This window comes from Streptomyces sp. NPDC090499 (assembly GCF_044769305.1).
Lineage (GTDB): Bacteria > Actinomycetota > Actinomycetes > Streptomycetales > Streptomycetaceae > Streptomyces.
Window position 1 is genome coordinate 1467334 of the sequence record NZ_JBIVXP010000001.1, and the last position, 23024, is coordinate 1490357.

The following is a 23024-nucleotide window of genomic DNA, read 5'->3' on the forward strand; positions in this document are numbered from 1 at the left end:
CCCGGTAACGGGCTGGGAGTGTTTTCGACCACACCGCATTCATCCCCCGGTTGCACCCCTCTTCAAGCGGGCCTGTTCAAGCGGGCCTGTTCAAGCGGTGGCGAGAAGCGGGCGTGAGTGCGGTCTCTCCTTCTCGTATCGGCCCGGCCCACACACAATGCCCCGTTAGTGTGGTGTTCCTGCCCGTCCGGTGACCTTTCCGTGACCTGGAACGCCGTATCTGACCCTGATCGCCGTGCCGGAGGGCAGTACCGCACCGCCTGGAGGTACCCGCCGTGTCCTTGCCCGCCGTCCTACTGGCCGCCGGTTCGTCGCCGTCGCCGAGCCCCTCGGGTTCGTCGACCCCGGCGGTGCCCACGCTCCAGGACGCCCAGGAGAGCGCCACCAACGCCGCGAGCTGGGTCGAGCAGAACTGGTCGACCTGGCTGGCGATCGGTCTGAAGGTGCTGCTGATCCTGGTGATAGCGGTGCTGCTCAGAAGGGTCGTGCTGCGGTCGATAACCAAGCTCATCGACCGGATGAACCGGACGGCCGAGTCGGCCGAGGGCACCACCCTCGGGGGGCTGCTGGTCAACGCCGAGCGGCGGCGGCAGCGGTCGCAGGCGATCGGGTCCGTGCTGCGGTCGGTGGCGAGCTTCGTGATCCTGGGCACGGCCGCGCTGACGGTGCTGTCCGCCTTCCAGATCAACCTCGCCCCGCTGCTGGCCTCCGCCGGTGTCGCCGGTGTCGCGATCGGTTTCGGCGCCCGGAACCTGGTCACGGACTTCCTGTCCGGCGTGTTCATGATCCTGGAGGACCAGTACGGCGTCGGCGACTCGATCGACTCGGGCGTCGCCTCCGGCGAGGTGGTCGAGGTGGGCCTGCGCGTGACCAAACTGCGCGGGGCCAACGGCGAGATCTGGTACGTCCGCAACGGTGAGATCAAGCGGATCGGGAACCTCTCGCAGGGCTGGGCCACCGCGGGCGTCGACGTCACCGTGCGGTCCAACGAGGACCTGCACCGGGTCCGCGCCACCCTCGACGAGGTCGCCGAGAAGATGGCGAAGGAAGAGCCGTGGAACGAGGTCCTGTGGGGCCCGATCGAGGTGCTCGGCCTGGATTCCGTGCTCATCGACTCGATGGTGGTCCGCGTCTCCGCGAAGACCATGCCGGGCAAGGCGCTGACCGTGGAGCGGGAGCTGCGCTGGCGGATCAAGCGGGCGTTCGACGCGGCGCACATCCGCATCGTGGGCGGCGAGACGGCCGTCCTCCTGGACGAGGAGATCCCGGACCGCGCGGCCGGGGTGGCGGCGCCGTCGGTGTTCTCCGACGCGGATTCGCCGCAGGCGGCGGCGACGACGCCGATCGCTCCGCCGCGGTCGGCGACGGGCGGACGGTAGCGGAACGGTTCGGCACGCCGGTTCGGGTGAACAGGTGTGGCGTCCCGGCGCCTCCCCGGCGACGACCCCACCGGGGCCGGGCGCCTGAGCGGGCCTCGGGTCAGCGGGCTTCGAGGGTGCGCACTGTCTGGCAGAGCGCGAGGAACACGGCACCCTGGAAGACGGGGGTGTCGGTGGCGAGGCGCTTGCCCGCGTGGAGTTCGACGCGGGTCTCCCCCGAGGCCTCGTCGTAGGTGACCGAACCGTCGGCGGACGCCTTGCCCCGGAACGGACGCCAGGAGAAGTCGACCGGGTTGCCGCCGCGGACCTCGGACGCCCGCCGGGACGCGCCCAGTTCGGCACGGACGAGGGAGAGCGGGAGGCCGGTGAGGGTGTGCGTCTGGGTGCGGTCGAGGGCTCTCTCGGAGACCGGGATGCCCAGCCCGCGCGCCGCGCGTACCAGCGAGCGGGTCCGCCAGGCCGCCCACAGCGGGGAGAACAGCGCCGCGGCCACCGGGATGCCGGCCGCCTCGCGCAGGGTCGACCAGGCGAGGCCGTCGTCGACGAAGGCCATGATGCACACCGTCACCGTCAGCGGCACGGCGTCGGTGAAGGTTCTCAGCGACAGCCGCAGGAACAGCTTTCTCCGGTGGGCCATACGAGTCCCCGCTCCCCTGGTCGATGCTCGGATCAGACGGCAGGAAACTGTGCGGAGGACCCCCTCGACCAGCCCGGACGGAGATCGTGACGCAGCCGTGATCAAAAACCGGCCATCGGCCGGATTCAGACGCTCTTCACAGGTCCCCCGCGTTCTCCCCGCAACCGTGATGATCTATGGTCAGCCCACTACGGGCCCTTGCTCTGGAGCGCGACGTCGCCCGGGGGCCCGTCTCGAATGTGGGGAAACATGAGAAAGCTCGCCATAGGCGCCGCCCTGTCCGGTGCCCTGGCCCTGGCCGGCATCGCGGCGCCCGCCGCCTCCGCGGCCACGCCGAACCTGGTCTTCTCCGTCGTGACCGTGAACAAGGGCAAGGCGATCGTCGTCGGCACCACCAAGACGGTGAACGTCCCGGTGTCGTACACCCTGACCCGGCCCGCCGACCTGGTCATCGACAACAAGGAGACGTTCGCCGCGGTGATCCTCTACCGCGGCACGCTGAGGACGCTCGACAACGAGCTGGACTCGGCGGTCATGCCCGTCTGCACGACGACCGCCACCACGGACACGACGGTCACCGAGAGCTGCACCGAGACCATCCCGGTCGACCCGGGCGACTCCCTGTACGAGGCCGCGGACGCCACCACGTGGAAGGCCGCGGGCCTGTACGCCCACTTCGACGGCTCCGTCTCGGACGACTACCTCAGCTCCGAGTCCGACGTGGCCATGTGGGGCAGCCTCGCCACCGTGAAGGTGCAGCGTGCCGCCCAGCTGACCGCCGACGCCTCGCCGGAGCCGGTGGCCAAGGGGAAGACGATCACCGTCAAGGGCAAGCTGACCCGGGCGGACTGGGACGCCATGGCGTACAAGGGCTACTCGGGGCAGAAGGCCGTCCTGCAGTTCCGCGCCGAGAGCGGCAAGACCTACACGAACGTGAAGACGATCACCTCCGGCACCGGCGGCGCCCTGTCCACCACGGTGAAGGCGTCCAAGAGCGGCTACTACCGGTACGTCTTCGCGGGTACGACGACCACCGCGGCGGCGACGGCCACGGGTGACTACATCAAGGTGAAGTGACGGCCCACCGCCGCCGGGATCTCCGACTGGGCCCGTCCGGATCATCCGGGCGGGCCCTTCGCATGCCCCCGCACATGCCCAAGCGCAGGTAACGACTGGGTTGCCGCCCCGGCGGGCTATTGACGCTCTCCTTCCGGCGGCCTACGTTTTCCAGCCAACAGGAAACTTTCCTAACAGTGATCAACGGATGGACGGTTCGAGCGGGTCACCCGGGTGGACCGACCGCCCAGGTCACTGGGAAACTGAGCGGCTGGAAAGGCAGGTGTCGAACCCCATGGCAGGAACCGCCGGTACGCCGGGCACCCCGCGCGTTCTGCGCGCCATGAACGACCGCGCCGCACTGGACCTGCTGCTGGAGCACGGCCCGCTCTCGCGCACCCGGATCGGCAAGCTCACCGGCCTCTCCAAGCCGACCGCCTCCCAGCTGCTGGCCCGCCTGGAGGCGGCCGGGCTGGTGCTGGCGACCGGCACCAGCGAGGGAAGGCCGGGCCCCAACGCCCAGCTGTACTCGGTGAATCCGCGTGCGGCCCACGCCGCCGGCCTCGACGTCAACCCGGGCCGGATCCGGGCCGCCGTCGCCGACGTCACCGGCCGCACGGTCGGCGAGTACGAGCTGCCGACCCCCGGCCGGCGCTCCGCGCACTCCGTCGTACGGCAGGTCACCGACGCCCTGGACGGTGCCGTGAAGGCGGCCGGGCTGGCCCGGGACGACGTGCACCGGGTCGTCGTCGGCACGCCGGGCGCCTTCGACCCGAACACCGGCCGGCTGCGGTACGCCTCGCACCTGCCCGGCTGGCACTCCCCCGCGCTGCTCGACGAACTGGCCGCCGCGCTGCCGATGCCGGTCGAGTACGAGAACGACGTCAACCTGGCCGCCATCGCCGAACAGCGGCTCGGTGCGGCCCGCGGCCACGGCGACTTCGTGCTGCTGTGGAGCCAGGAGGGCCTCGGCGCCGCCCTGGTCCTCGGCGGCCGGCTGCACCGCGGCTGGACCGGCGGCGCCGGCGAGGTCGGCTTCCTGCCGGTGCCGGGCACCCCGCTGGTCCGCCAGGTCACCAAGGCCAACAGCGGTGGCTACCAGGAACTCGCCGGTTCGCAGGCCGTGCCCCGGCTGGCGCGCGAGCTGGGTATCGAGGACCTGCCGGCCGGGCCGTACGACGAGGTGGCCGCGGAACTCGTCGCGCGCGCCGCCGACCACGCCACCGGCCCCTACCACCAGTTGCTGCGCACCTACGCGACCCGGCTCGCCACCGGTCTCGCCTCGCTCGTCTCCGTCCTCGACCCCGAACTCGTCGTCCTCAGCGGCACCGCCCTGACCGCCGGCGGCGAGGTGCTGCGCGCCCTCGTCCAGGCCGAACTGGAGGAGCTGGCCGCCGCCCGGCCGCATCTCGTGGTCGGCGACGTCCGTCAACACCCCGTGCTGCGCGGCGCGCTGGAGAGCGCGCTCGCGACCACCCGCGACGAGGTCTTCGACACCTCGCGCTGAACCCCTCAGACCCCCGCACAGCCAGTCCTTCCCTCGCACACCGCCCGCCCCGGGAGATCTCGCCATGCCCATACCCTCCGCTGCCCGAAAGACGGCTTTTGCCCTGACCGCGGCGGCCAGTTCGCTGGCCCTGCTCACCGCCTGTACCGGCCAGTCGTCCTCCGGAGCCGACGACGACGCCTCCGCGAACACCACCATCAACTTCTGGCACGCCTGGAGCGCCCCGAACGAAGTGAAGGCGGTCAACGCGCTGATCGCCGGCTTCGAGAAGGCGCACCCCAACATCCACGTCAACGTCGTCAGCAACATGACCGACGACAAGATCAACCAGGCGCTGCGCAGCGGCGGCGACAAGGCCCCGGACGTCATCTCGTCGTTCACCACCAACAACGTGGGCAAGTTCTGCTCCTCGGGCGCCCTGGTCGACCTCAACCCGTTCTTCAAGAAGGCCGGCATCGACCCTGAGACCACGTTCCCGAAGGCGATGAACGAGTACACCCAGTACGACGGCAACCGCTGCACGGCGCCGCTGCTCGGTGACGCGTACGGCCTCTACTACAACAAGACGGCGTTCAAGGCGGCCGGTATCACCAGCCCGCCGAAGACGTGGACCGAGTTCAAGGCGGACGCCAAGAAGCTGACGATCAACCAGGGCGACAGCTACAAGCAGCTCGGTTTCATGCCGGACTACCACGGCTGGGAGACCACGACCGAGCACTACGCGGCGCAGTTCTCGCCGACGTACTTCACCTCCGACGGCAAGTCGGACATCGCCAAGGACCCCGCCCTCACCGAGGCGTTCACGCTGCAGAAGAGTCTGGTCGACGAACTCGGCGGATTCCAGAAGCTGGAGAAGTACCGGGCGACGCTCGGCGACGAGTGGGGCGACAAGCACCCCTTCCAGACCGGTCAGGTCGCCATGCAGCTCGACGGCGAGTGGCGGCTCGGCATGGCCGTGGACGCCAAGACGAAGTTCGACATCGGCGTCGCGCCGCTGCCCGTGCCCGACGACCAGGTCGCGCAGTACGGCAAGGGCTACATCACCGGCACCATCGCCGGCATCGCCGCCACCAGCAAGAAGCAGAACGCGGCCTGGGAGTTCGTCAAGTACATCACCACGGACACGGACGCGGTGGTGGACTTCTCCAACGCCATCCACAACGTGCCGTCCACGCTGGCCGCCCTGAAGTCGCCGAAGCTGAAGTACGACCCGCGTTTCAAGACCTTCCTGGACATCGCCGCCAACCCGAACTCGACGACGTCCCCCGCCTCCATCAACGGCGGTGTGTACCTGGCGACGATCCAGAACTTCGGATACGACTACGAGAGCGGCAAGGTCAAGGACCTGAAGTCCGGTCTGGCGGCCACGGCCAAGCAGATCGACACGGACATCGCGCAGGCCAAGTAGCGATGAGCACCATCACGTTGGCGTCGAAGCGCCGCCGGTCGGCGCTTCGCACGGTCGCTTTCATGTCGCCCTGGCTGATCGGTTTCGCGGTGTTCTTCGCGTACCCGCTGATCTCCACGGTCTATTTCTCCTTCATGCACTACGACGGCTTCAAACCGCCGACGTGGACCGGCACGAAGAACTGGACGTACGTCTTCGAGCACTACCCGTACTTCTGGCCCGCGCTGCGCAACACCCTGTGGCTGGTCGTCGTGATGGTGTCGCTGCGGGTCGTCTTCGGCCTCGGCGTCGGCATGCTGATCACGAAGATCAAGACGGGTACGGGTGTCTTCCGGACCCTCTTCTACCTGCCCTACCTGGCTCCGCCGGTCGCGGCGACCATGGCGTTCGCGTTCCTGCTCAACCCCGGTACCGGGCCGGTCAACTCGATCCTGGAGAAGGTCGGCATCCCGGCCCCTGGCTGGTTCAACGACCCGTCCTGGTCCAAGCCGGCCCTGACCCTGCTGGCCCTGTGGGGCGTCGGCGACCTGATGGTCATCTTCATGGCCGCGCTGCTCGACGTGCCGAAGGAGCAGTACGAGGCGGCGGAGCTGGACGGCGCGTCGGCCTGGCAGCGCTTCCGGTTCGTGACGCTGCCGAACATCTCGCCGATCGTGATGTTCGCGGTCGTCACGGGTGTCATCCAGACGATGCAGTACTACACGCAGCCGCTGATCGCCGGGAAGGTCGCCTCGGGTGTCATCCAGGGCGCGGGCACGCAGTTCGAGCCCGGCTATCCCGAGAAGTCGACGCTCACCCTCCCCCAACTGGTCTACAACCTCGGTTTCCAGCGCTTCGACTACGGCTCCGCGTGTGTCGTCGCCCTCGTGCTCTTCGCCCTGTCCATGGTGTTCACCGCGTTCCTGATGCGGCGCCGGGGCGGTCTCATCCAGGCAGGTGACTGACGATGACCCAGGTACTGGACCGGCCGGCGGAGCTGAAGGCCCCGGTGTCGGAGGCCGAACGCACCGCCCGCCGCAAGGCGTTGCTGAACTGGGTGGCGGTGCACTCGCTCGGCGTCGCCGCCGCCCTGTTCTTCACCCTCCCCTTCGTGTTCGTGTTCCTGACCTCGCTGATGAGCGACAGCCAGGCACTGAGCCGGGACCTGATCCCGCACACCTGGGAGTGGGGCAACTACAAGAAGGTGTTCGACACCCCGGGCTTTTTGACCTGGTGGAAGAACACCCTGATCTACGCCGGCCTGGGCACCGTCCTGACCGTCGTGTCCTCGCTCCCGGTGGCGTACGCGCTCGCCAAGTTCCGCTTCCGGGGCCGCAACCTGTCGCTCATGCTGGTGATCTCGATGATGATGCTGCCGCCGCAGGTGGTCATCATCCCGATGTACCTGTTCTGGGCGAAGCAACTGGACCTGTCGGGCACGCTGTGGCCGCTGATCGTCCCGATGGCGTTCGGCGACGCGTTCTCCATCTTCCTGCTGCGCCAGTTCCTGATGACGATCCCGAACGAGTACCTGGACGCGGCGAAGGTGGACGGCTGCGGCGACCTCAGGACCCTCCTCAGGGTGGTGATCCCGATGGCGAAGCCGGGCATCGCCGCCGTCGCCCTCTTCCAGTTCTTCTACGCCTGGAACGACTACTTCGGCCCCCAGATCTACGCCTCGGAGAACCCGGGCGCCTGGACCCTCTCCTACGGCCTGGAGTCGTTCAAGGGCATGCACCACACCGACTGGAACCTGACCATGGCCGCGACCGTGCTGGTCATGGCCCCCGTGATCCTCGTCTTCTTCTTCGCCCAGAAGGCGTTCGTCGAGGGCGTCACGCTCACCGGAGTGAAGGGTTAACCACGTATGAAACTCACTGTGGTCGGCGGAGGCTCGACCTACACCCCCGAACTCATCGACGGCTTCGCACGCCTGCGGGACACCCTGCCCGTCGAGGAACTGGTCCTCGTGGACCCGGCCGCCGAACGCCTGGAACTGGTGGGCGGACTGGCCCGCCGGATCTTCGCGAAGCAGGGCCACAGCGGCCGTATCGTCACCACCTCCGACCTGGACGCGGGCGTCGAGGGCGCCGACGCGGTGCTGCTCCAGCTGCGCGTCGGCGGCCAGGCGGCCAGGCAGCAGGACGAGACGTGGCCGCTGGAGTGCGGCTGCATCGGCCAGGAGACCACCGGCGCCGGCGGCCTCGCCAAGGCCCTGCGCACGGTCCCCGTCGTCCTGGACATCGCCGAACGCGTCCGCCGCACCAACCCGGACGCCTGGATCATCGACTTCACCAACCCGGTGGGGATCGTGACCCGTGCCCTGCTCCAGGCCGGCCACAAGGCGGTCGGGCTGTGCAACGTGGCGATCGGCTTCCAGCGGAAGTTCGCGAACCTGCTCGGTGTCACGCCGTCCGAGATCCACCTGGACCACCTCGGCCTCAACCACCTCACCTGGGAGACGGCGGTCCGCCTCGGCGGCCCCGAGGGCGAGAACGTCCTGCCCAAGCTGCTCGGGGAGCACGGCGACACCATCGCCGCCGACCTGAAGCTGCCCCCGGCGCTCCTCGACCGCCTCGGCGGCGTGATCCCCTCCTACTACCTGCGCTACTACTACGCCCACGACGAGGTGGTGCGGGAGCTGCGCACCAAGCCGTCGCGGGCGGAGGAAGTCGCCGCGATGGAGAAGCAGTTGCTGGAGATGTACGGCGACCCGGCCCTGGACGAGAAGCCGGAGCTGCTCGCGAAGCGGGGCGGCGCCTACTACTCGGAGGCGGCGGTCGACCTGGCCGCGGCCCTGCTCGGCGGCGCCGGCAACCCCTACCAGGTGGTCAACACGTACAACGGCGGCACGCTGCCCTTCCTCCCCGACGACGCGGTGATCGAGGTCCAGGCGGCGGTGGGCGCGCACGGCCCGGTGCCGCTGCCCGTCCCGGACGTCGACCCGCTCTTCGCCGGGCTCGTCGCGAACGTGACGGCGTACGAGGAGCTGGCCCTGGAGGCGGCCCTGCGCGGCGGCCGGGACCGCGTCTTCCGGGCGCTGCTCGCCCACCCCCTGATCGGCCAGTACGAGTACGCCGACGCCCTGACCGGCCGACTGATCGCGCACAACCGGGAGCACCTCGCGTGGGCCTGACCGCAAGTGTCCTCGCCATCGACGCGGGCAACAGCAAGACCGACGTCGCGGTGGTGGCGGCGGACGGCGAGGTCCTCGCCACGGCTCGCGCCGGCGGCTTCCGGCCGCCGGTGGTGGGCGTGGAGCAGGCCGTGGACGAGGTGGCCGCGGCGGTCGCCGAGGCGTACGGCGCCGCCGGGGTCACCTCGGCCGCCCACGTCTCGGCGTGCCTGGCCAACGCCGACTTCCCCTTCGAGGAGGAGCAGTTGGCCGCCGCGCTCGCCACGCGCGCGTGGGGGGCGACGGTGGCGGTCCGCAACGACACCTTCGCGATCCTGCGGGCCGGCGTCACCGAGCCGCGCGGGGTCGCCGTCGTCTGCGGCGCCGGCATCAACTGCGTCGGCATGCGCCCCGACGGCCGCACCGCCCGCTTCCCCGCGCTCGGCCGGATCTCCGGTGACTGGGGCGGCGGTTGGGGGCTGGCGGAGGAGGCCCTGTGGCACGCGGCACGCGCGGAGGACGGCCGCGGGGAGGGCACGGCGCTGGCCCGCGCGCTCCCGGCGTACTTCGGGTACGACAGCATGCTCGCGCTGATCGAGGCGCTGCACCGGGAGGAGGTCGAGCCCGCCCGGCGGCACGAGCTGACGCCGGTGCTGTTCGCGACGGCGGCCGACGGCGACCCGGTCGCACGGGCGGTCGTGGACCGGCTGGCGCAGGAGGTGGTGGCCATGGCGGTGGTCGCGCTGACCCGCCTGGAGCTGCTGGACGAGGAGACGCCGGTGCTGCTGGGGGGCGGGGTGCTCGCGGGCGGGCATCCGCAACTCGACGACGGGGTCCGCGAGTTGCTCGCGGCACGGGCACCGAAGGCGGTACCGAGGGTGGTGACGGCGCGGCCGGTGCTGGGCGCCGCGCTGCTGGGGCTGGACGAGGTGGGGGCGGGGGCGGCCGTGCAGGAGAGGGTGCGGCGGTACTTCGAAGGGTGACGGGGGGTGTGGGCGGGGGTGGGGAGGCTCACCGGCGCCGGCAGGGTGCCGCCCGCGGCTGAAGCGCCCCTTCAGGGGCGCGGGGAACTGCGCGGGCAACCCCCACCGGCCCGCGCCCCGCGACGATGCGACACCACCCCCCAGGAACCGAACCGATTCCCCCGGCGTATTCATGGGCAGGGGTTCCGCTGCGATCCGATCAAGATCCAGTGAAGGCCGGTGCCGAATGTCAGTCCGGGCGGCGATACTGGGCGGCGACCGGATGACCATGGGGGAGGTCAAGTGACACACCCGCCGACGAAGAGCGCGGCACCGCCAGGCGCGGGCACCGCGCTGCCCGCCCAGCGGGCCGGCTCCTCCCCCGCGCCGGGCCCGGCGCCCGCCCCGGCGCCCCCGCGCCGCTCCGCGTTCGCGGAAGGCGTCGACCGGCTCCGCGCCGCCGCCACCACCGAACCCGGCCGGCTCCGCGTCATCGGCGCCGTCCTCGCCGCGCTGATCGTCGCCTTCGGTGCCGTCACCGCCTGGCAGATGACCGACCGCGCGGCCGCCGCCGACGACGTGCTGCACCGCAGCCAGCCGCTGAGTTCGGGCGCGGCCGACATCTACCGTTCGCTGGCCGACGCCAACACCGCCGCCTCCAGCGGGTTCCTGGCCGGTGGTCAGGAGACGCCCGCCTCCCGCGCCCGGTACGAGCAGGACATCCGGACCGCCGCCGCCAAGCTGGTCACCGCCGCCGCCAACTCCGAGCCCGGCTCGCCCTCCGAGGCGGCCGTGGAGAAGCTGAACACGCTGCTGCCGGAGTACAAGGGGCTGGTGGAGCGGGCCCGGGTGTACAACCGGCAGGGCTACCCGGTCGGCGGCGCCTACCTGCGGTACGCGAACGAGAAGATGGAGCAGGAGATGCTCCCGGCGGCGGAGGACCTCTACACCAAGGAGAACGCGAGCCTCGCCGCCGACTACTCGGACGCGACGCCGTACCCCTGGGCGGCGATCGTCCTCGGCCTCCTCGCGCTCGCCGCGCTCGCCTGGGCCCAGCTGCGCCACTACCGCCGGACCAACCGCCTGCTGAACCACGGCCTGGTCGCGGCCTCCGCGGCCACGGTCGTCACGCTGCTGTGGCTGGTCGTCGGCCACACCGTCGCCCGCTCCGGCCTGGACGGCTCCTACGACCACGGCGTCCGCTCGCTGAACGTGCTGCACGACGCCCGGATCGCCTCCCTGAAGGCGCGCGGGAACGAGAACCTGAGCCTGGTGGCGCGCGGCGCCGAGACGGTCACGGTCGGCGGACAGACGTACGACGCGTACTACTACGACTTCGACAAGGACATGGACGCGCTCGGCAAGGGCCTCACCGAGGCCGCGGCGCTCGCGGACGACACGGCGGGCAGCAAGCCGGTGGTGGCGGCCGAGGGGAACATGAAGGTGTGGAAGCAGCGGCACGCCGCCGCCCGCACCGAGGACGAGAACGGCGACTACCAGGCGGCGCTGGACAAGGTGATCGGCGCGAAGGGCGCGACCGCCGAGTGCTTCGACAGCGTCGACACGAACCTGAAGAACGCGCTGGCGTACGAGGAGACCCGGTTCAAGGAGCAGGCCACCGACGGGCGGGACGCGATGTCCGGACTGCCCATCGGAGCCGCCATGCTGGGGGTCGCGGCGGCGGCCGGCGCGCTGTTCGGCATCGGGCGCAGGCTTTCGGAGTACCGGTGAGAGGGGGCGTGGCGATGTTCGTGCGGCGGATGAGGGTCTCCCTGCGCGGCTGGGGCGGGGTGGGCGCGATGGCGGTCGGCTGCGTCCTGGCGCTGGCGTTCGTCCTGCTGCTGCCGCTCACCCAGTCCCGCGGTGCGGGCGGGCAGGGCGTGGGGCTCGGCGGTCCGGGGCTGGCCACCGGCAGCCCGGCGAAGGCCGACTCGTGCGTGGACTCCCGGGCGCAGGACGAGACCTGGTCGCCGTCGGGCGCGGACGGGTCCACGATCGACGCCATCAAGGCCCGTACCGGCGCCAAGCGGAAGCTGATCGTCGGCGTCGACCAGAACAGCTACCGCTGGGGCTACCGCAACCCGAACACCTCGGACGCGGAGCTGGAGGGCTTCGACATCGACCTGGTGCACCGGATCGCCCAGGACATCCTCGGCGACCCGAACGCGGTGCAGTTCAAGGCGATTCCGACGAGCCAGCGGATACCGGCGATCCAGGACGGCCGCGTGGACATGGTGGTGCGCACGATGACCATCAACTGCGACCGGCTGAAGGACGTCGCGTTCTCCGCGCCGTACTTCAGGACCGGGCAGCAGGTCCTCGCCCCCAAGTCGTCGCGGATCACCGGGTACAACGGCACGCTGGCCCACAAGAGGATCTGCACGGCGGCCGGTTCGACGGCGTACACCAAGCTGGACGCCGACAGGAAGGCCGGACGGCTGCCGGCCTCGGCGGACATCTCCACCACCGTCCCCAACCAGCTCGACTGCCTGGTGCGGCTGCAGCTCGGCGAGGTCGACGCGGTGGTCACCGACGGTGCGCTGGCCGCCAGCCAGGCCGCCCAGGACCCGACGGTCGAGCTCAAGGGCGCCGCCTTCACGACCGAGTACTACGGGGTGGCGATGAAGAAGGACGCGACCGATCTGGTCCGCCGGGTCAACCAGATCCTGGTGGAGTACCGGTCCGACGGCTGGCAGGCGTCGTACGACAAGTGGTTGTCGGCGACACTGGGAGCGGACTCGACGGCGTCGAAGCCACCCGCGCCGCAGTACCTGCGCACCAGCTGACCCGCATCCGCGAGGCCCAGCCCCGACGAGCAAGCGAGAGGTGATCGATGGGCGTCACGGACCCCGCCGGGCCGGTGATGGACCGGGACGAGGTGGACCGTGCGCTGGCGCGGCTGGGCGCGGAGCACGAGGCGATCGAGACCTCGCTGCTCGCCCTGCAGGACCACGCGGGCCGCAGGCTCCTCGAAGGCGCCGAGCTGACCGGGACGACCCGGGAGCGGTGGGCGTCCGCCGAGGCCTCGATCACCCTGCTGTGGGCGTATTTCGACGCCTACACGGACGCGTTGCGCTCCGCCCGGGAGATCAGGGCGAGACGCCGCTGGTCCAGCCGTGAGGACCTGGTGGAGCTGACCGAGCTGCTGCGCGGCGAGTCCGTGACGGTGGCGGGCAGCGCGACCGCGACGGCGAACGCGCCGACGCTGCTGTCCGCGGCCGGCCGGCTCAGCGAGCGGTTCTCGCTGTCCGGTCTGGTCGAGCGGATGAACGAGCTGTACGCGACCTCGCTGGACATGGTCGTCACCGCCGACGCGGTGTGGTCGGCGCTGCCCGCGCGGATCGATTTACTCGCCGCCGAGCTGCAGCGCACCCGCACGCTGGCGCACTCCGTCGGAGTGCGCCCCGGCGAGCACCCGGCAGGCGACGACCTGGAGCGGATCACCCGCACGCTGACGAGGCTCCGCGCGGACGTGGTCTCCGATCCGCTGGCGTTCTGGGTTCCGGCGCCGGGGAGTTCGGCGCCCGGCGGCGGCCGTCCCGACACCACGGTGTACGACCGGGAGGCGCGGGCGCTGGAGGAGGTGCGGCGGGAGATCGACGCCGTGCTGACGGTACGGCAGGACGCCGAGGCCCGGCTGATCAGGCTGCGGGACGTGCTGTCCCGCGCGGACCGCACCCTCGCCGAGGCGCGCACCGCGCGCGGTGAGGTCCTTGCGAAGATCGCGGCGACCGAGGTGCCGGTGGTCAGCGGCCCGCCGACGGTGCTGCAGGAGCAGCTGGCGACGGCCGCCGAGTACCGCCGGGGGGCCCAGTGGCACCGCCTGTCGCCGCTCCTGGAGTCCTTGGAGCAGAAGGCGGAGGACGAACTGCTGCGCGCCCGTGAGTCGTTGACGGCGGTCACCGCGCCGCTCGCGGTCCGTGCGGAGCTGCGCGGCCGGCTGGACGCGTACAAGGCGAAGGTGGCCCGGCACGGGCTGGCCGAGGACCCGTTCCTGGTCGAGCGGTACGACGCGGCCCGGCGGATGCTGTGGAGTGCGCCCTGTGATCTCAGGGTCGCGGAGCAGGCGGTGCTGCGCTATCAGCAGTCGGTGGCCGAGGTGCTGGGGGCGCCGCGGGTGCCGCAGCAGAGCGGGCCCGAGGACCGGAGGGGGGAGTAAGCCGTGAGTCAGGCGGGAGACAGCTGCCAGCGGCCGGACTGCGAGGGGACGTACGAGGACGTCGGCGACGGTGAGCTGTACTGCGACACCTGTGGTCTGGCCCCGGTCGTCTCGGCAAAGGGGATGGTGGGCTCGCCGCCCACCGGAATCACGGCGGGCGGCAGGGGCTCGGCGGGCAGCGGGAGTTCGGGTTCCAGCAGCCGCAGCAGCCGGAGCAGTTCGCGTACGTCGTCGCAGTCGTCGAAGTCGCGCCGCTCGGTCTCCGGACGGCTGTCGCGGTCCCTGTCGGGGAAGTCGACGGGCCGTTCGGTGTCGGTGCGCAGCTCCGGTTCCTCGGCGAGCACGTCCGGGCGCAGCCGGCTGGGCGCCGGTCTGGTCACGGTGCCGCAGGTGCCGAAGCCGGACCCGCGCGAGATGGTCCTGGAGAACCCGGAGGTGCCGGAGCGCAAGCGGTTCTGCTCGCGGGCGGACTGCGGGGCGCCGGTCGGACGGGCCCGCGGGGAGCGGCCGGGGCGGACCGAGGGGTTCTGCACCAAGTGCGGCAACCCGTACTCGTTCGTGCCCAAGCTCAAGGGCGGCGACGTGGTGCACGGCCAGTACGAGGTCGTGGGCTGTCTCGCGCACGGCGGCCTGGGCTGGATCTACCTCGCGGTGGACCGGGCCGTCTCGGACCGCTGGGTGGTCCTCAAGGGCCTGCTGGACACCGGCGACCAGGACGCGATGGCCGCGGCGATCTCCGAGCGGCGGTTCCTCGCGGAGATCGAGCACGCCAACATCGTGCGGATCTACAACTTCGTGGAGCACCTGGACCAGCGCACCGGCTCCCTCGACGGTTACATCGTCATGGAGTACGTCGGCGGCAAGTCCCTCAAGGAGATCGCCAACGACCGCCGCACCCCGGAGGGCCGCCGGGACCCGCTGCCGGTGGAGCAGGCGTGCGCGTACGGCATCGAGGCCCTCGAAGCCCTCGGCCACCTGCACAGCCGCTCCCTGCTGTACTGCGACTTCAAGGTCGACAACGCCATCCAGACCGAGGACCAGCTCAAGCTGATCGACATGGGCGCGGTGCGCCGGATGGACGACGACGAGTCGGCCATCTACGGCACGGTCGGCTACCAGGCGCCCGAGGTCGCCGAGGTCGGCCCGTCCGTCGCCTCCGACCTGTACACGGTGGGCCGGACGCTCGCGGTCCTCACCTTCGACTTCCAGGGGTACACGACCGTCTTCGTGGACTCGCTGCCCGACCCGGACAACATCGAGGTGTTCCGGCAGTACGAGTCGTTCTACCGGCTGCTGGTCCGGGCCACCGACCCCGACCCGGCCCGCCGGTTCGCCTCCGCGCAGGAGATGGCCGAGCAGCTGACCGGTGTGCTGCGCGAGGTGGTCTCGGTGCAGACCGGCACGGCCCGGCCCGCGCTGTCGACGCTGTTCGGGCCCGAGGTGAAGGTCACGGACACCGAGCTGTTCCCGAAGCTGGACGGGGACGTGTCCCGGCTGGGCGGGCGGAAGGTGGCCTCCAGAACGCTCGCGCTGGACCCGTCGGGACCGGCTGCGGCCCCGGCCGACCCGGCGCTGGTCCGGCCCGTCGCCACCGCGCCCGCCGCGCTCGCCCTGCCGGTCCCGCTGGTCGACCAGGGCGACCCGAACGCCGGTTTCCTGGCCGGCCTGTCGACCTCGCTGGTCGGCGAGGTCAGCCTGCTCAGCGCGCTGGCCGCGGCGCCGGCGCAGACGGTCGAGACCGAGCTGCGGATGATCCGCGCCCGGCTGGAGAACGGCGACTTCGAGGCCGCGCTGGTGAGCCTCGGCCGGCTGGAGGACGAGCGGCCCGACGACTGGCGGGTGGTCTGGTGCCGGGGGATGGCCGGCCTGGTCACCGGCGACTTCGAGGGCGCGGCGCTGTCCTTCGACGCGATCTACGACGCCTTTCCCGGCGAGACCGCGCCCAAGCTGGCGCTCGGCCTGTGCGCGGAGGTGCTCGGCCAGCTGGACAACGCTGCCGAGTACTACCGGCTGGTGTGGGCGACCGACCCGGGCTTCGTGAGCTCCGCGTTCGGCCTGGGCCGGGTGCAGCTGGCGGCCGGGGACCGGCGGGGTGCCGTACGGACGCTGGAGTCGGTGCCGGAGGCCTCGATCCACTACACGGCGGCCCGGGTGGCGGCCGTACGGGCGCGGCTGCGGCACCGGACGGCGGCGGCCGACGACACGCCGTTCCTGGACGATCTGACGGCCGCCGCCGGGCAGATCGAGGCGCTGGACGCGTACGGTCTGGATCCGGCCCGGCGCGAGCAGTTGTCGGCGGAAGTCCTCGGCTGCGCGCTGGACTGGATACTCTCCGGAGGCCAGGACTCCCAGCCCGTCGTCGGCGGCCGGGAGCTGCTGGGCAGCGGTCTGGACGAGCGGGGCCTCCGCTTCGGCCTGGAACGCTCGTACCGCACGCTGGCCAGACTGGCGGCCGGCGGTGAGGAGAGGATCGACCTGGTGGAACGGGCCAACCGTTACCGCCCCCGGACGTGGGTGTAGTTGATGTCGCAGATGCCCCAGCAGGCCGCACCGGCGAAGTGCCCGAGCTGCGCGGAGCCGCTCGAATCGGGTGACCTGTTCTGCGGTGCGTGCGGGTACGACCTGTCGGCCGTGCCCGCCGCGCCGCAGGACCACCCGACCCTCACCATGGGCGCCGCCGGTGTGGGATCCTCGGGCGTGGACTGGCCCCCGCCCGAGCCGGAGAGCTCCGGTACGCCCGCGGCACCGCATCTGCCGACCGACCTGCCCGGCACCGACTCGGGCGGCAAGCCGCTGCCGGTGTCGCGGCCCGCGCACGGCTCGCCGGCCGCCCCGCCGCCGCACGGCGCGCCCCCGCACGCTTCGCCGGTGTCGCCGGCCTCCGGGGTGCGGTTCGACCGGCCGCCGGAGCCGGACGACGACTACCCGCTGCAGGCGCCGGACCCGCGGGTGGCCGCCTCCGCCGCCGAACCGGCCGGGACGGCCGGCGCCGCCGACACCACCGGCACCGCCGAGACCACCGAGCTGCCGAAGGTCTGCGTGGCCTGCCGCGCGGGCCGGGTCGACGACGACGGCTACTGCGAGAACTGCGGGCACGCCCAGCCGCGCGAGCGCGACCACATGGAGCAGGAGTCGGGCCCGGTGGCCGCCGTCAGCGACCGCGGGCTGCGCCACCATCGCAACGAGGACGCGTTCACCGTCGGCCACACCGCGCTGCCCGACGGCACCCCGGCCGCGCTGGCGGTCGTCTGCGACGGCGTCTCCTCGGCGACCCGGCCCGACGAGGCCTCCATGGCCGCGTCCCGGGCCGCCGGCGAGGCGCTGGTGGCCGCGCTGGAGCAGGGCACCCATCCGCAGCAGGCGCTGCACGACGCGATCGTCGCGGCCTCCCAGGCGGTCAACGCCCTCGCGGAGGAGCCCCCCTCGGCCCGTGAGCACACCCCGCACCAGAACGCCCCGGCGTGCACGATCGTCGGCGCGATCGTCGCCTCGGGCCTGCTGGTGGTCGGCTGGGTCGGGGACAGCCGCGTCTACTGGGTGCCGGTGGACCGCAGCGCCCCGGCGGCGCGGCTCACCGAGGACGACTCCTGGGCCGCGCAGATGGTCGCCGCGGGCCTGATGAGCGAGGCGGAGGCGTACGCCGACGAGCGCGCGCACGCGATCACCGGCTGGCTCGGCGCGGACGCCTACGAGCTGGAGCCGCACACCGCCTCCTTCAAGCCGGACCGGCCCGGCGTGGTGGTGGTGTGCACCGACGGCCTGTGGAACTACGCGGAGACGGCCGAGGAGATGGCCGAGATCGTGCCCGCCGACGCGGACGTACGACCGCTGCACGCGGCCCGGGTGCTGGTCGGCCACGCCCTGGACGGCGGGGGCCACGACAACGTAACAGTGGCGCTGCTGCCGTTCCCGGAACCGCCTGAGGGGGCAGGATCCGCCTGAGGCCGCCGCAAAACGGCCGCAAACGGGGAAGAGACGTACAGGGAAGCGTCGCACGAGGCAGTACCGGCGGACCGGAGGGGACCGGTCCGCACACCGTCAGCACCCACCACGCGTGGGGTGGAGGGGGACCAGAGCAGTCATGGCCAATTTCTCGAAATCGAGCGTGCCGCAGTTCTCGGTGGACGTGTACCAGAACGAGTACCTGCCGGAGGGCGGCCGCGAGGTCAACGCGATCGTCACGGTGACGGCTACCGGCGGGGGCACCGTCGGGAGCGCGGTCGGCGCGTCGTACGCCCCCGGGCAGGGGCCCGCCGCCGGGGTGGCGATCATGGTCGACTGCTCGGGGTCGATGGACTACCCGCCCACCAAGATGCGCAACGCCCGGGACGCCACCGCGGCGGCGATCGACACCCTGCGCGACGGCACCCACTTCGCGGTGATCGGCGGCACGCACGTGGCCAAGGAGGTCTACCCGGGCGGCGGCCGGCTCGCGGTGGCCGACCGCTCCACTCGGGAGCAGGCCAAGCAGGCGCTGCGCAGGCTCAGCGCGGGCGGCGGGACGGCGATCGGCACCTGGCTGCGGCTCGCGGACCGGCTCCTGTCCTCCGCGGACGTCACCATCCGGCACGGCATCCTGCTCACCGACGGCCGCAACGAGCACGAGGCGCCGGAGGATCTCAAGGCCGCCCTCGACTCCAGCGCCGGGCGGTTCACGTGTGACGCGCGCGGTGTCGGCACCGACTGGGAAGTGAAAGAAGTCACAGGGATCGCCTCCGCGCTGCTCGGCACCGCCGACATAGTCGCCGACCCCACCGGTCTGGCCGCCGACTTCACGCAGATGATGGAGACGGCGATGGGCAAGGAGGTCGCGGACGTCGCGCTGCGGCTGTGGACCCCGGTCGGCACGACCATCAAGTTCGTCAAGCAAGTGGCGCCCACGGTGGAGCAGTTGACCGACCGCCGTACCGAGGCCGGGCCGCGCGCCGGGGACTACCCCACCGGCTCCTGGGGCGACGAGTCGCGTGACTACCACGTCTGCGTGGAGGTCCCCACGGCCGGCCTCGGCCAGGAAATGCTGGCCGCGCGTGTCTCGTTGGTCGTCCCGCAGCCCGGGGGCAGCGTCCAGAACCTCGGTGCACAGGGTCTGATCAGGGCGGTGTGGACGGACGACATGGTCGCCTCGACCTCCATCAGCCCCCAAGTCGCCCACTACACAGGCCAGGCCGAACTGGCACAAGCCATCCAACAGGGTCTGGATCTCCGCAAAGCGGGCGATATGGACGGGGCAACGGCCAAACTGGGTCGTGCCGTTCAGTTGGCAAGCGCTTCCGGGAACGCGGATACTGCGAAACTGCTTGCGAAGGTGGTGGACGTGGTCGACGCCACGACAGGTACTGTGCGACTGAAGGCGAAGGTCGAGGAGGCCGACGAGATGACTCTCGAAACAAGGTCCACAAAGACTGTTCGTGTAAAGAAGTGATCTGACAGTCCACACGCAGGACCACCCAGACAGGCTCAGGACGATCCTGACAGAGAGGGAAGCCCGCCATGCCGACCTGCCCGAACGGACACCAGTCGGGTTCCGACGACTGGTGCGAGGTGTGCGGTCACCGCATGGCCGGTGCCGTACCTCCGCCGCCCCCGCCCCCGCCGACCGCGGGCGGCTACGGCTTCCCGCCGCCCGCGTCCGGCGCCCCGGCGGGCGGCCCGATGGGCAGTGGCCCGATGGCCGGCGGCCCGATGGGGGGCGGCCGGCATCTGTCCGCCGTGCCGAACTCCGCCGAGCCGGAGCTGTGCCCGCAGTGCCGCACGCCCCGTGAGGGCGGTGCGCCGTTCTGCGAGGAGTGCCGCTGGAACTTCCTGACCAACACGGCCACCTCGTACACCCCGGCCGCCCCGCGCCCGCCCGCGGGCGGCGGCCCGGCCGCGCCGACCTTCCGGCCGCCGGCCCCGCCGTCGTTCGGCGGCGGCGACTCGTACGAGTACCAGGGCTCGCGCCCCTCCCAGGTGAACCGTCCGGCCGAGCCGATCCCGTCCTTCGGCAGCGAGCCCTCGGGCCCGACGCCGTTCGCGGGCGAGCGCGGCGGCCAGTCCGCCTTCGGCACCGACCGCGGCCCCTCGGGTCCTCCGGCCTTCGGGGGCGGCGACCGAGGTCAGTCCGGTCCGCCCGCGTTCGGAGGCGGCGACCGCGGCCAGTCCGGTCCGCCCGCCTTCGGAGGCGACGACCGCGGCCAGTCCGGTCCGCCCGCCTTCGGAGGCGACGACCGAGGTCAGTCCGGTCCCCCGGCCTTCGGCGGCGACCGCGGCCAGTCCGGTCCGCCCGCGTTCGGTGGCGGCGACCGCGGCCAGTCGGGCCCGCCCGCCTTCGGTGGCGGCGACCGCGGCCAGTCCGCTGCCCCGCCCTACGGCGGCGAGCGCGGCCCCGGTGCCCCGTCCTCGCCGTTCGGCGGCGCCCCCGGCCAGAACCCGGGCGGCGCGTCCGCCTTCGGTGCCCCGCCCGGCGCCGGCCAGGCCTCCGGCCCCTACACCCGTGATCCCGCCGGCGGTCCGTTCGGTGGCTCGGACCCGTCCCGGCCGCCGGTTCCGCCGCCCGGCGGCCCCGGTGCGACCACCGGCGGCGCTCCCGGCGCCTTCCAGCAGTCGGCCCCGCCCGCGCCGCCCGGCTTCCCGCAGGAGACCAGGGCGCCGGCCGGCGGCCCGTCCTTCGGTGGCGGTGACGACGACTGGGTGATCTCCCCGCCGGGCCAGGCCGCGGGCCCCGGCGCACCCGCCCGTCCGGGCGGCTACGGCTATCCGCAGCCCGGCGCCACCCAGGCCCCGCCCGGCCCCGGCTTCCCGCAGGCGCCGCAGGCTCCGGCGACCTGGACGGCGACGATCGGCCCGGACCGCGAGTACTTCATGGCCATGATGCAGCGCTCGGGCCCGGAGGCGGCCGGCCTCAACCTGCCCGCGTACTCCCCCGAGCAGCAGCGCGCCCTCACCGGCAACCAGGTCACCATCGGCCGCCGCCGGCACTCCACCGGCGACACCCCCGACATCGACCTGGCGGTACCGCCGGAGGACCCGGGTGTCTCGCACCAGCACGCGGTCCTGGTCCAGCAGCCGGACGGCAGCTGGGCGGTCGTCGACCAGAACTCGACGAACGGGACGACGGTGAACGGCGGCGAGGAGCCGATCCAGCCGTTCGTCCCGGTGCCGCTGCAGGACGGTGACCGGGTGCACGTGGGCGCCTGGACGACGATCACCGTGCGCCGGGGCTGAGCCGCGGCGCCCCCTCGGGGGCGCGGGCCCGTCCCCGCACGCGCTCCGGGTCCTAAGCCTTGAGTCCTCGGCCACCCCGTCTGAGACCATGTACGGGTGAGAGAGATTCGGCGCGGCACGCTTCAGGAGAAGACCTTCTACGAGCAGGTCGGCGGGGAGGAGACCTTCCGTCGGCTCGTCCACCGTTTCTACGAGGGCGTCGCCGAGGACCCGGTCCTGCGGCCGATGTACCCCGAGGAGGACCTGGGACCGGCCGAGGAGCGGCTCACCCTGTTCCTCATCCAGTACTGGGGCGGTCCCACGACGTACAGCGACAACCGCGGCCATCCCCGGCTGCGGATGCGGCACGCGCCGTTCACCGTGGACCGGGCGGCGCACGACGCCTGGCTGCGGCACATGCAGGTGGCCGTGGACGAGCTGGGCCTCTCCGAGGAGCACCGCGAGCAGCTCTGGAACTACCTCACCTACGCGGCCGCCTCGATGGTCAACACCCCCGACTGAGCGCCGTCGGCGCTCAGCGGACGCTGACGTCCAGCGCCCCGAGTCCCGCCCGGCGTACGGCGATCGACCCGAACGGGGTCCGCAGCCGCAGCCAGGCCCCCGCCGAGAGCAGTACCGCCTCGTCGCCCTGCTCGCCGCCCGGCTCGGTGCGCGGGCGCAGGAAGCCCAGTGACTGCGCCGCGTGGACGGCCCGGACCGGCAGCCGGGTGCCGCCGACGGTCCGGGACCAGATGTCCCGCCCGATCCGGTCGAGCGCGGCGCGGGTTCGGCCGTCCGGCGCCAACTCCTCGGTACGGGACCGGAATTCACCGACGGCGGCGGAGACCGTGGCGCGCAGCGCCTGGGGCGCGGGCAGCCCGGGCTCGGCCTGCCAGCCGCCGCGCGGCGGCAGCACCCCGGCCCACGGCGGCCCGGTCACCGGCTTCGGTACGGCGGCCGTGGCGGCCCGCTCGTCCAGCGACTCCAGCAGTTCGCCCGCCGACACGGTCACGTCGAGGGTGACGTCCAGCCCGTCCTCGTACGGCTTGGCGAGCCGCACCGCGCGGATCGCCAGCACCTCGAAGGAGGGCGGGCGGCCGAAGACGGCGAGCGCGGTGCCGGCCGCCTGCAGCCGTACCGCGGCCGAGCGGTCGTAGTGGAGCAGCCGGGAGAGGAAGGCCGCGAGGTCCGCGGCCTCCCCGTCGTCAGCGAGGTGGAGCACCGTCATGCGGCGACGGCCTCCTCCTTGTCGTCGTCACGGTACTCCTCCAGGAAGTCCCGCTCCTCGGCGGTGATCCGGCGCGGCCGTCCGGCGTCGAAGTCGAACGGCACGACGACCGTCGAGGCCCGTACGTAGACCAGGTCGTCGTCCTTCACCTCGTAGGTGATGGTGAAGGACGCGGCCCTGATCTCGGTGATCCACAGCTCGACGTCGACCGGGTGGTGCCGGTGGACGAGCTGCCGCTTGTAGTCGATCTCGTGGCGCGCCACCACCGATCCCTGCTTGAACTCCTTGTCCGGGCGGAACAGGAAGTCGATCCGGGCCTCCTCCAGGTAGCGGACGAAGACCGCGTTGTTGACATGGCCGTACGCGTCCATGTCGGACCAGCGCAGGGGGCAGCGGTAGAGATGGCGCAAGT

At 72.1% G+C, this 23024-nt stretch carries 19 protein-coding genes; 16 read left to right on the plus strand and 3 right to left on the minus strand.

Going from position 1 to position 23024, the window contains the following annotated elements; all coding sequences use genetic code 11:
- The first annotated feature begins 275 nt into the window (after positions 1-275).
- Positions 276-1379, plus strand: coding sequence for a mechanosensitive ion channel family protein (locus ACIQVL_RS06760; RefSeq protein WP_403427549.1), 1104 nt, complete (start codon positions 276-278; stop codon positions 1377-1379).
- Positions 1380-1479: 100 nt separating this feature from the next.
- On the opposite strand, the gene ACIQVL_RS06765 is transcribed toward ACIQVL_RS06760, so the two are convergent.
- Positions 1480-2016, minus strand: coding sequence for a hypothetical protein (locus ACIQVL_RS06765; RefSeq protein WP_403427547.1), 537 nt, complete (start codon positions 2014-2016; stop codon positions 1480-1482).
- A gap of 249 nt (positions 2017-2265) precedes the next feature.
- On the opposite strand from ACIQVL_RS06765, the gene ACIQVL_RS06770 reads away from it, so the two are divergent.
- The 15 genes from ACIQVL_RS06770 (at position 2266) to ACIQVL_RS06840 (ending at position 21906) form a co-directional block, all read left to right on the plus strand.
- A complete protein-coding gene (locus ACIQVL_RS06770) occupies positions 2266-3093 on the plus strand; it encodes a hypothetical protein (RefSeq protein WP_403474619.1) in 828 nt (275 codons plus the stop codon).
- 274 nt (positions 3094-3367) lie between these two features.
- The gene (locus ACIQVL_RS06775; protein ID WP_403427545.1) at positions 3368-4579 is read left to right on the plus strand and encodes an ROK family protein; all 1212 of its coding nucleotides are present in this window, start codon (positions 3368-3370) and stop codon (positions 4577-4579) included.
- 64 nt (positions 4580-4643) lie between these two features.
- Positions 4644-5987, plus strand: coding sequence for an ABC transporter substrate-binding protein (locus tag ACIQVL_RS06780; RefSeq protein ID WP_403474620.1), 1344 nt, complete (start codon positions 4644-4646; stop codon positions 5985-5987).
- A 2-nt stretch (positions 5988-5989) separates the two neighbouring features.
- On the plus strand, positions 5990-6931 hold the full coding sequence (locus ACIQVL_RS06785) for a carbohydrate ABC transporter permease (RefSeq protein WP_403427542.1): 942 nt from the start codon (positions 5990-5992) through the stop codon (positions 6929-6931).
- Positions 6932-6933: 2 nt separating this feature from the next.
- Complete coding sequence (locus ACIQVL_RS06790) at positions 6934-7827, plus strand: carbohydrate ABC transporter permease (RefSeq protein WP_089107451.1); 894 nt, start codon at positions 6934-6936, stop codon at positions 7825-7827.
- 6 nt (positions 7828-7833) lie between these two features.
- Positions 7834-9102 carry a 6-phospho-beta-glucosidase gene (locus ACIQVL_RS06795; RefSeq protein WP_403474621.1) on the plus strand — a complete coding sequence of 423 codons (1269 nt, stop codon included), beginning with the start codon at positions 7834-7836 and terminating at the stop codon, positions 9100-9102.
- Positions 9093-10064, plus strand: a complete 972-nt coding sequence (locus ACIQVL_RS06800) for an N-acetylglucosamine kinase (protein ID WP_403474622.1) — start codon at positions 9093-9095, stop codon at positions 10062-10064. Before ACIQVL_RS06795 ends, ACIQVL_RS06800 begins: the two co-directional genes overlap by 10 nt.
- A 282-nt stretch (positions 10065-10346) precedes the next feature.
- Complete coding sequence (locus ACIQVL_RS06805; RefSeq protein ID WP_403474623.1) at positions 10347-11774, plus strand: hypothetical protein; 1428 nt, start codon at positions 10347-10349, stop codon at positions 11772-11774.
- A gap of 14 nt (positions 11775-11788) precedes the next feature.
- Positions 11789-12829 (plus strand): glutamate ABC transporter substrate-binding protein, encoded by a 1041-nt coding sequence (locus tag ACIQVL_RS06810; RefSeq protein ID WP_403474800.1) that lies wholly within the window; start codon positions 11789-11791, stop codon positions 12827-12829.
- Positions 12830-12876: 47 nt separating this feature from the next.
- Positions 12877-14202, plus strand: a complete 1326-nt coding sequence (locus ACIQVL_RS06815; RefSeq protein ID WP_403427535.1) for a hypothetical protein — start codon at positions 12877-12879, stop codon at positions 14200-14202.
- A gap of 3 nt (positions 14203-14205) precedes the next feature.
- Complete coding sequence (locus ACIQVL_RS06820; RefSeq protein ID WP_403427533.1) at positions 14206-16722, plus strand: tetratricopeptide repeat protein; 2517 nt, start codon at positions 14206-14208, stop codon at positions 16720-16722.
- A gap of 3 nt (positions 16723-16725) precedes the next feature.
- A complete protein-coding gene (locus tag ACIQVL_RS06825) occupies positions 16726-18144 on the plus strand; it encodes a protein phosphatase 2C domain-containing protein (protein ID WP_403474624.1) in 1419 nt (472 codons plus the stop codon).
- Positions 18145-18283: 139 nt separating this feature from the next.
- Entirely contained in the window at positions 18284-19624 is a 1341-nt protein-coding gene (locus tag ACIQVL_RS06830) for a VWA domain-containing protein (RefSeq protein WP_403427530.1), read from the plus strand.
- A 68-nt stretch (positions 19625-19692) separates the two neighbouring features.
- A complete protein-coding gene (locus ACIQVL_RS06835; protein WP_403474625.1) occupies positions 19693-21405 on the plus strand; it encodes an FHA domain-containing protein in 1713 nt (570 codons plus the stop codon).
- Between the two features lie 96 nt (positions 21406-21501).
- Positions 21502-21906 carry a globin gene (locus tag ACIQVL_RS06840; protein WP_403427527.1) on the plus strand — a complete coding sequence of 135 codons (405 nt, stop codon included), beginning with the start codon at positions 21502-21504 and terminating at the stop codon, positions 21904-21906.
- Between the two features lie 13 nt (positions 21907-21919).
- Here the strand turns inward: ACIQVL_RS06840 and ACIQVL_RS06845 are convergent, their stop codons facing one another.
- Positions 21920-22612: a hypothetical protein gene (locus ACIQVL_RS06845; protein WP_403427526.1), complete on the minus strand. Its 693-nt coding sequence runs from the start codon at positions 22610-22612 to the stop codon at positions 21920-21922.
- On the minus strand, positions 22609-23022 hold the full coding sequence (locus tag ACIQVL_RS06850; RefSeq protein ID WP_403427524.1) for an acyl-CoA thioesterase: 414 nt from the start codon (positions 23020-23022) through the stop codon (positions 22609-22611). Before ACIQVL_RS06850 ends, ACIQVL_RS06845 begins: the two co-directional genes overlap by 4 nt.
- Positions 23023-23024 lie beyond the last annotated feature (2 nt).

Coding starts and splice junctions, on each gene's coding strand:
- ACIQVL_RS06765 (WP_403427547.1), bottom strand. CDS start 2,016: ATGGCCCACCGGAGAAAGCTGTTCCTGCGGCTGTCGCTGAGAACCTTC.
- ACIQVL_RS06770 (WP_403474619.1), top strand. CDS start 2,266: ATGAGAAAGCTCGCCATAGGCGCCGCCCTGTCCGGTGCCCTGGCCCTG.
- ACIQVL_RS06775 (WP_403427545.1), top strand. CDS start 3,368: ATGGCAGGAACCGCCGGTACGCCGGGCACCCCGCGCGTTCTGCGCGCC.
- ACIQVL_RS06780 (WP_403474620.1), top strand. CDS start 4,644: ATGCCCATACCCTCCGCTGCCCGAAAGACGGCTTTTGCCCTGACCGCG.
- ACIQVL_RS06785 (WP_403427542.1), top strand. CDS start 5,990: ATGAGCACCATCACGTTGGCGTCGAAGCGCCGCCGGTCGGCGCTTCGC.
- ACIQVL_RS06790 (WP_089107451.1), top strand. CDS start 6,934: ATGACCCAGGTACTGGACCGGCCGGCGGAGCTGAAGGCCCCGGTGTCG.
- ACIQVL_RS06795 (WP_403474621.1), top strand. CDS start 7,834: ATGAAACTCACTGTGGTCGGCGGAGGCTCGACCTACACCCCCGAACTC.
- ACIQVL_RS06810 (WP_403474800.1), top strand. CDS start 11,789: ATGTTCGTGCGGCGGATGAGGGTCTCCCTGCGCGGCTGGGGCGGGGTG.
- ACIQVL_RS06815 (WP_403427535.1), top strand. CDS start 12,877: ATGGGCGTCACGGACCCCGCCGGGCCGGTGATGGACCGGGACGAGGTG.
- ACIQVL_RS06825 (WP_403474624.1), top strand. CDS start 16,726: ATGTCGCAGATGCCCCAGCAGGCCGCACCGGCGAAGTGCCCGAGCTGC.
- ACIQVL_RS06830 (WP_403427530.1), top strand. CDS start 18,284: ATGGCCAATTTCTCGAAATCGAGCGTGCCGCAGTTCTCGGTGGACGTG.
- ACIQVL_RS06835 (WP_403474625.1), top strand. CDS start 19,693: ATGCCGACCTGCCCGAACGGACACCAGTCGGGTTCCGACGACTGGTGC.
- ACIQVL_RS06845 (WP_403427526.1), bottom strand. CDS start 22,612: ATGACGGTGCTCCACCTCGCTGACGACGGGGAGGCCGCGGACCTCGCG.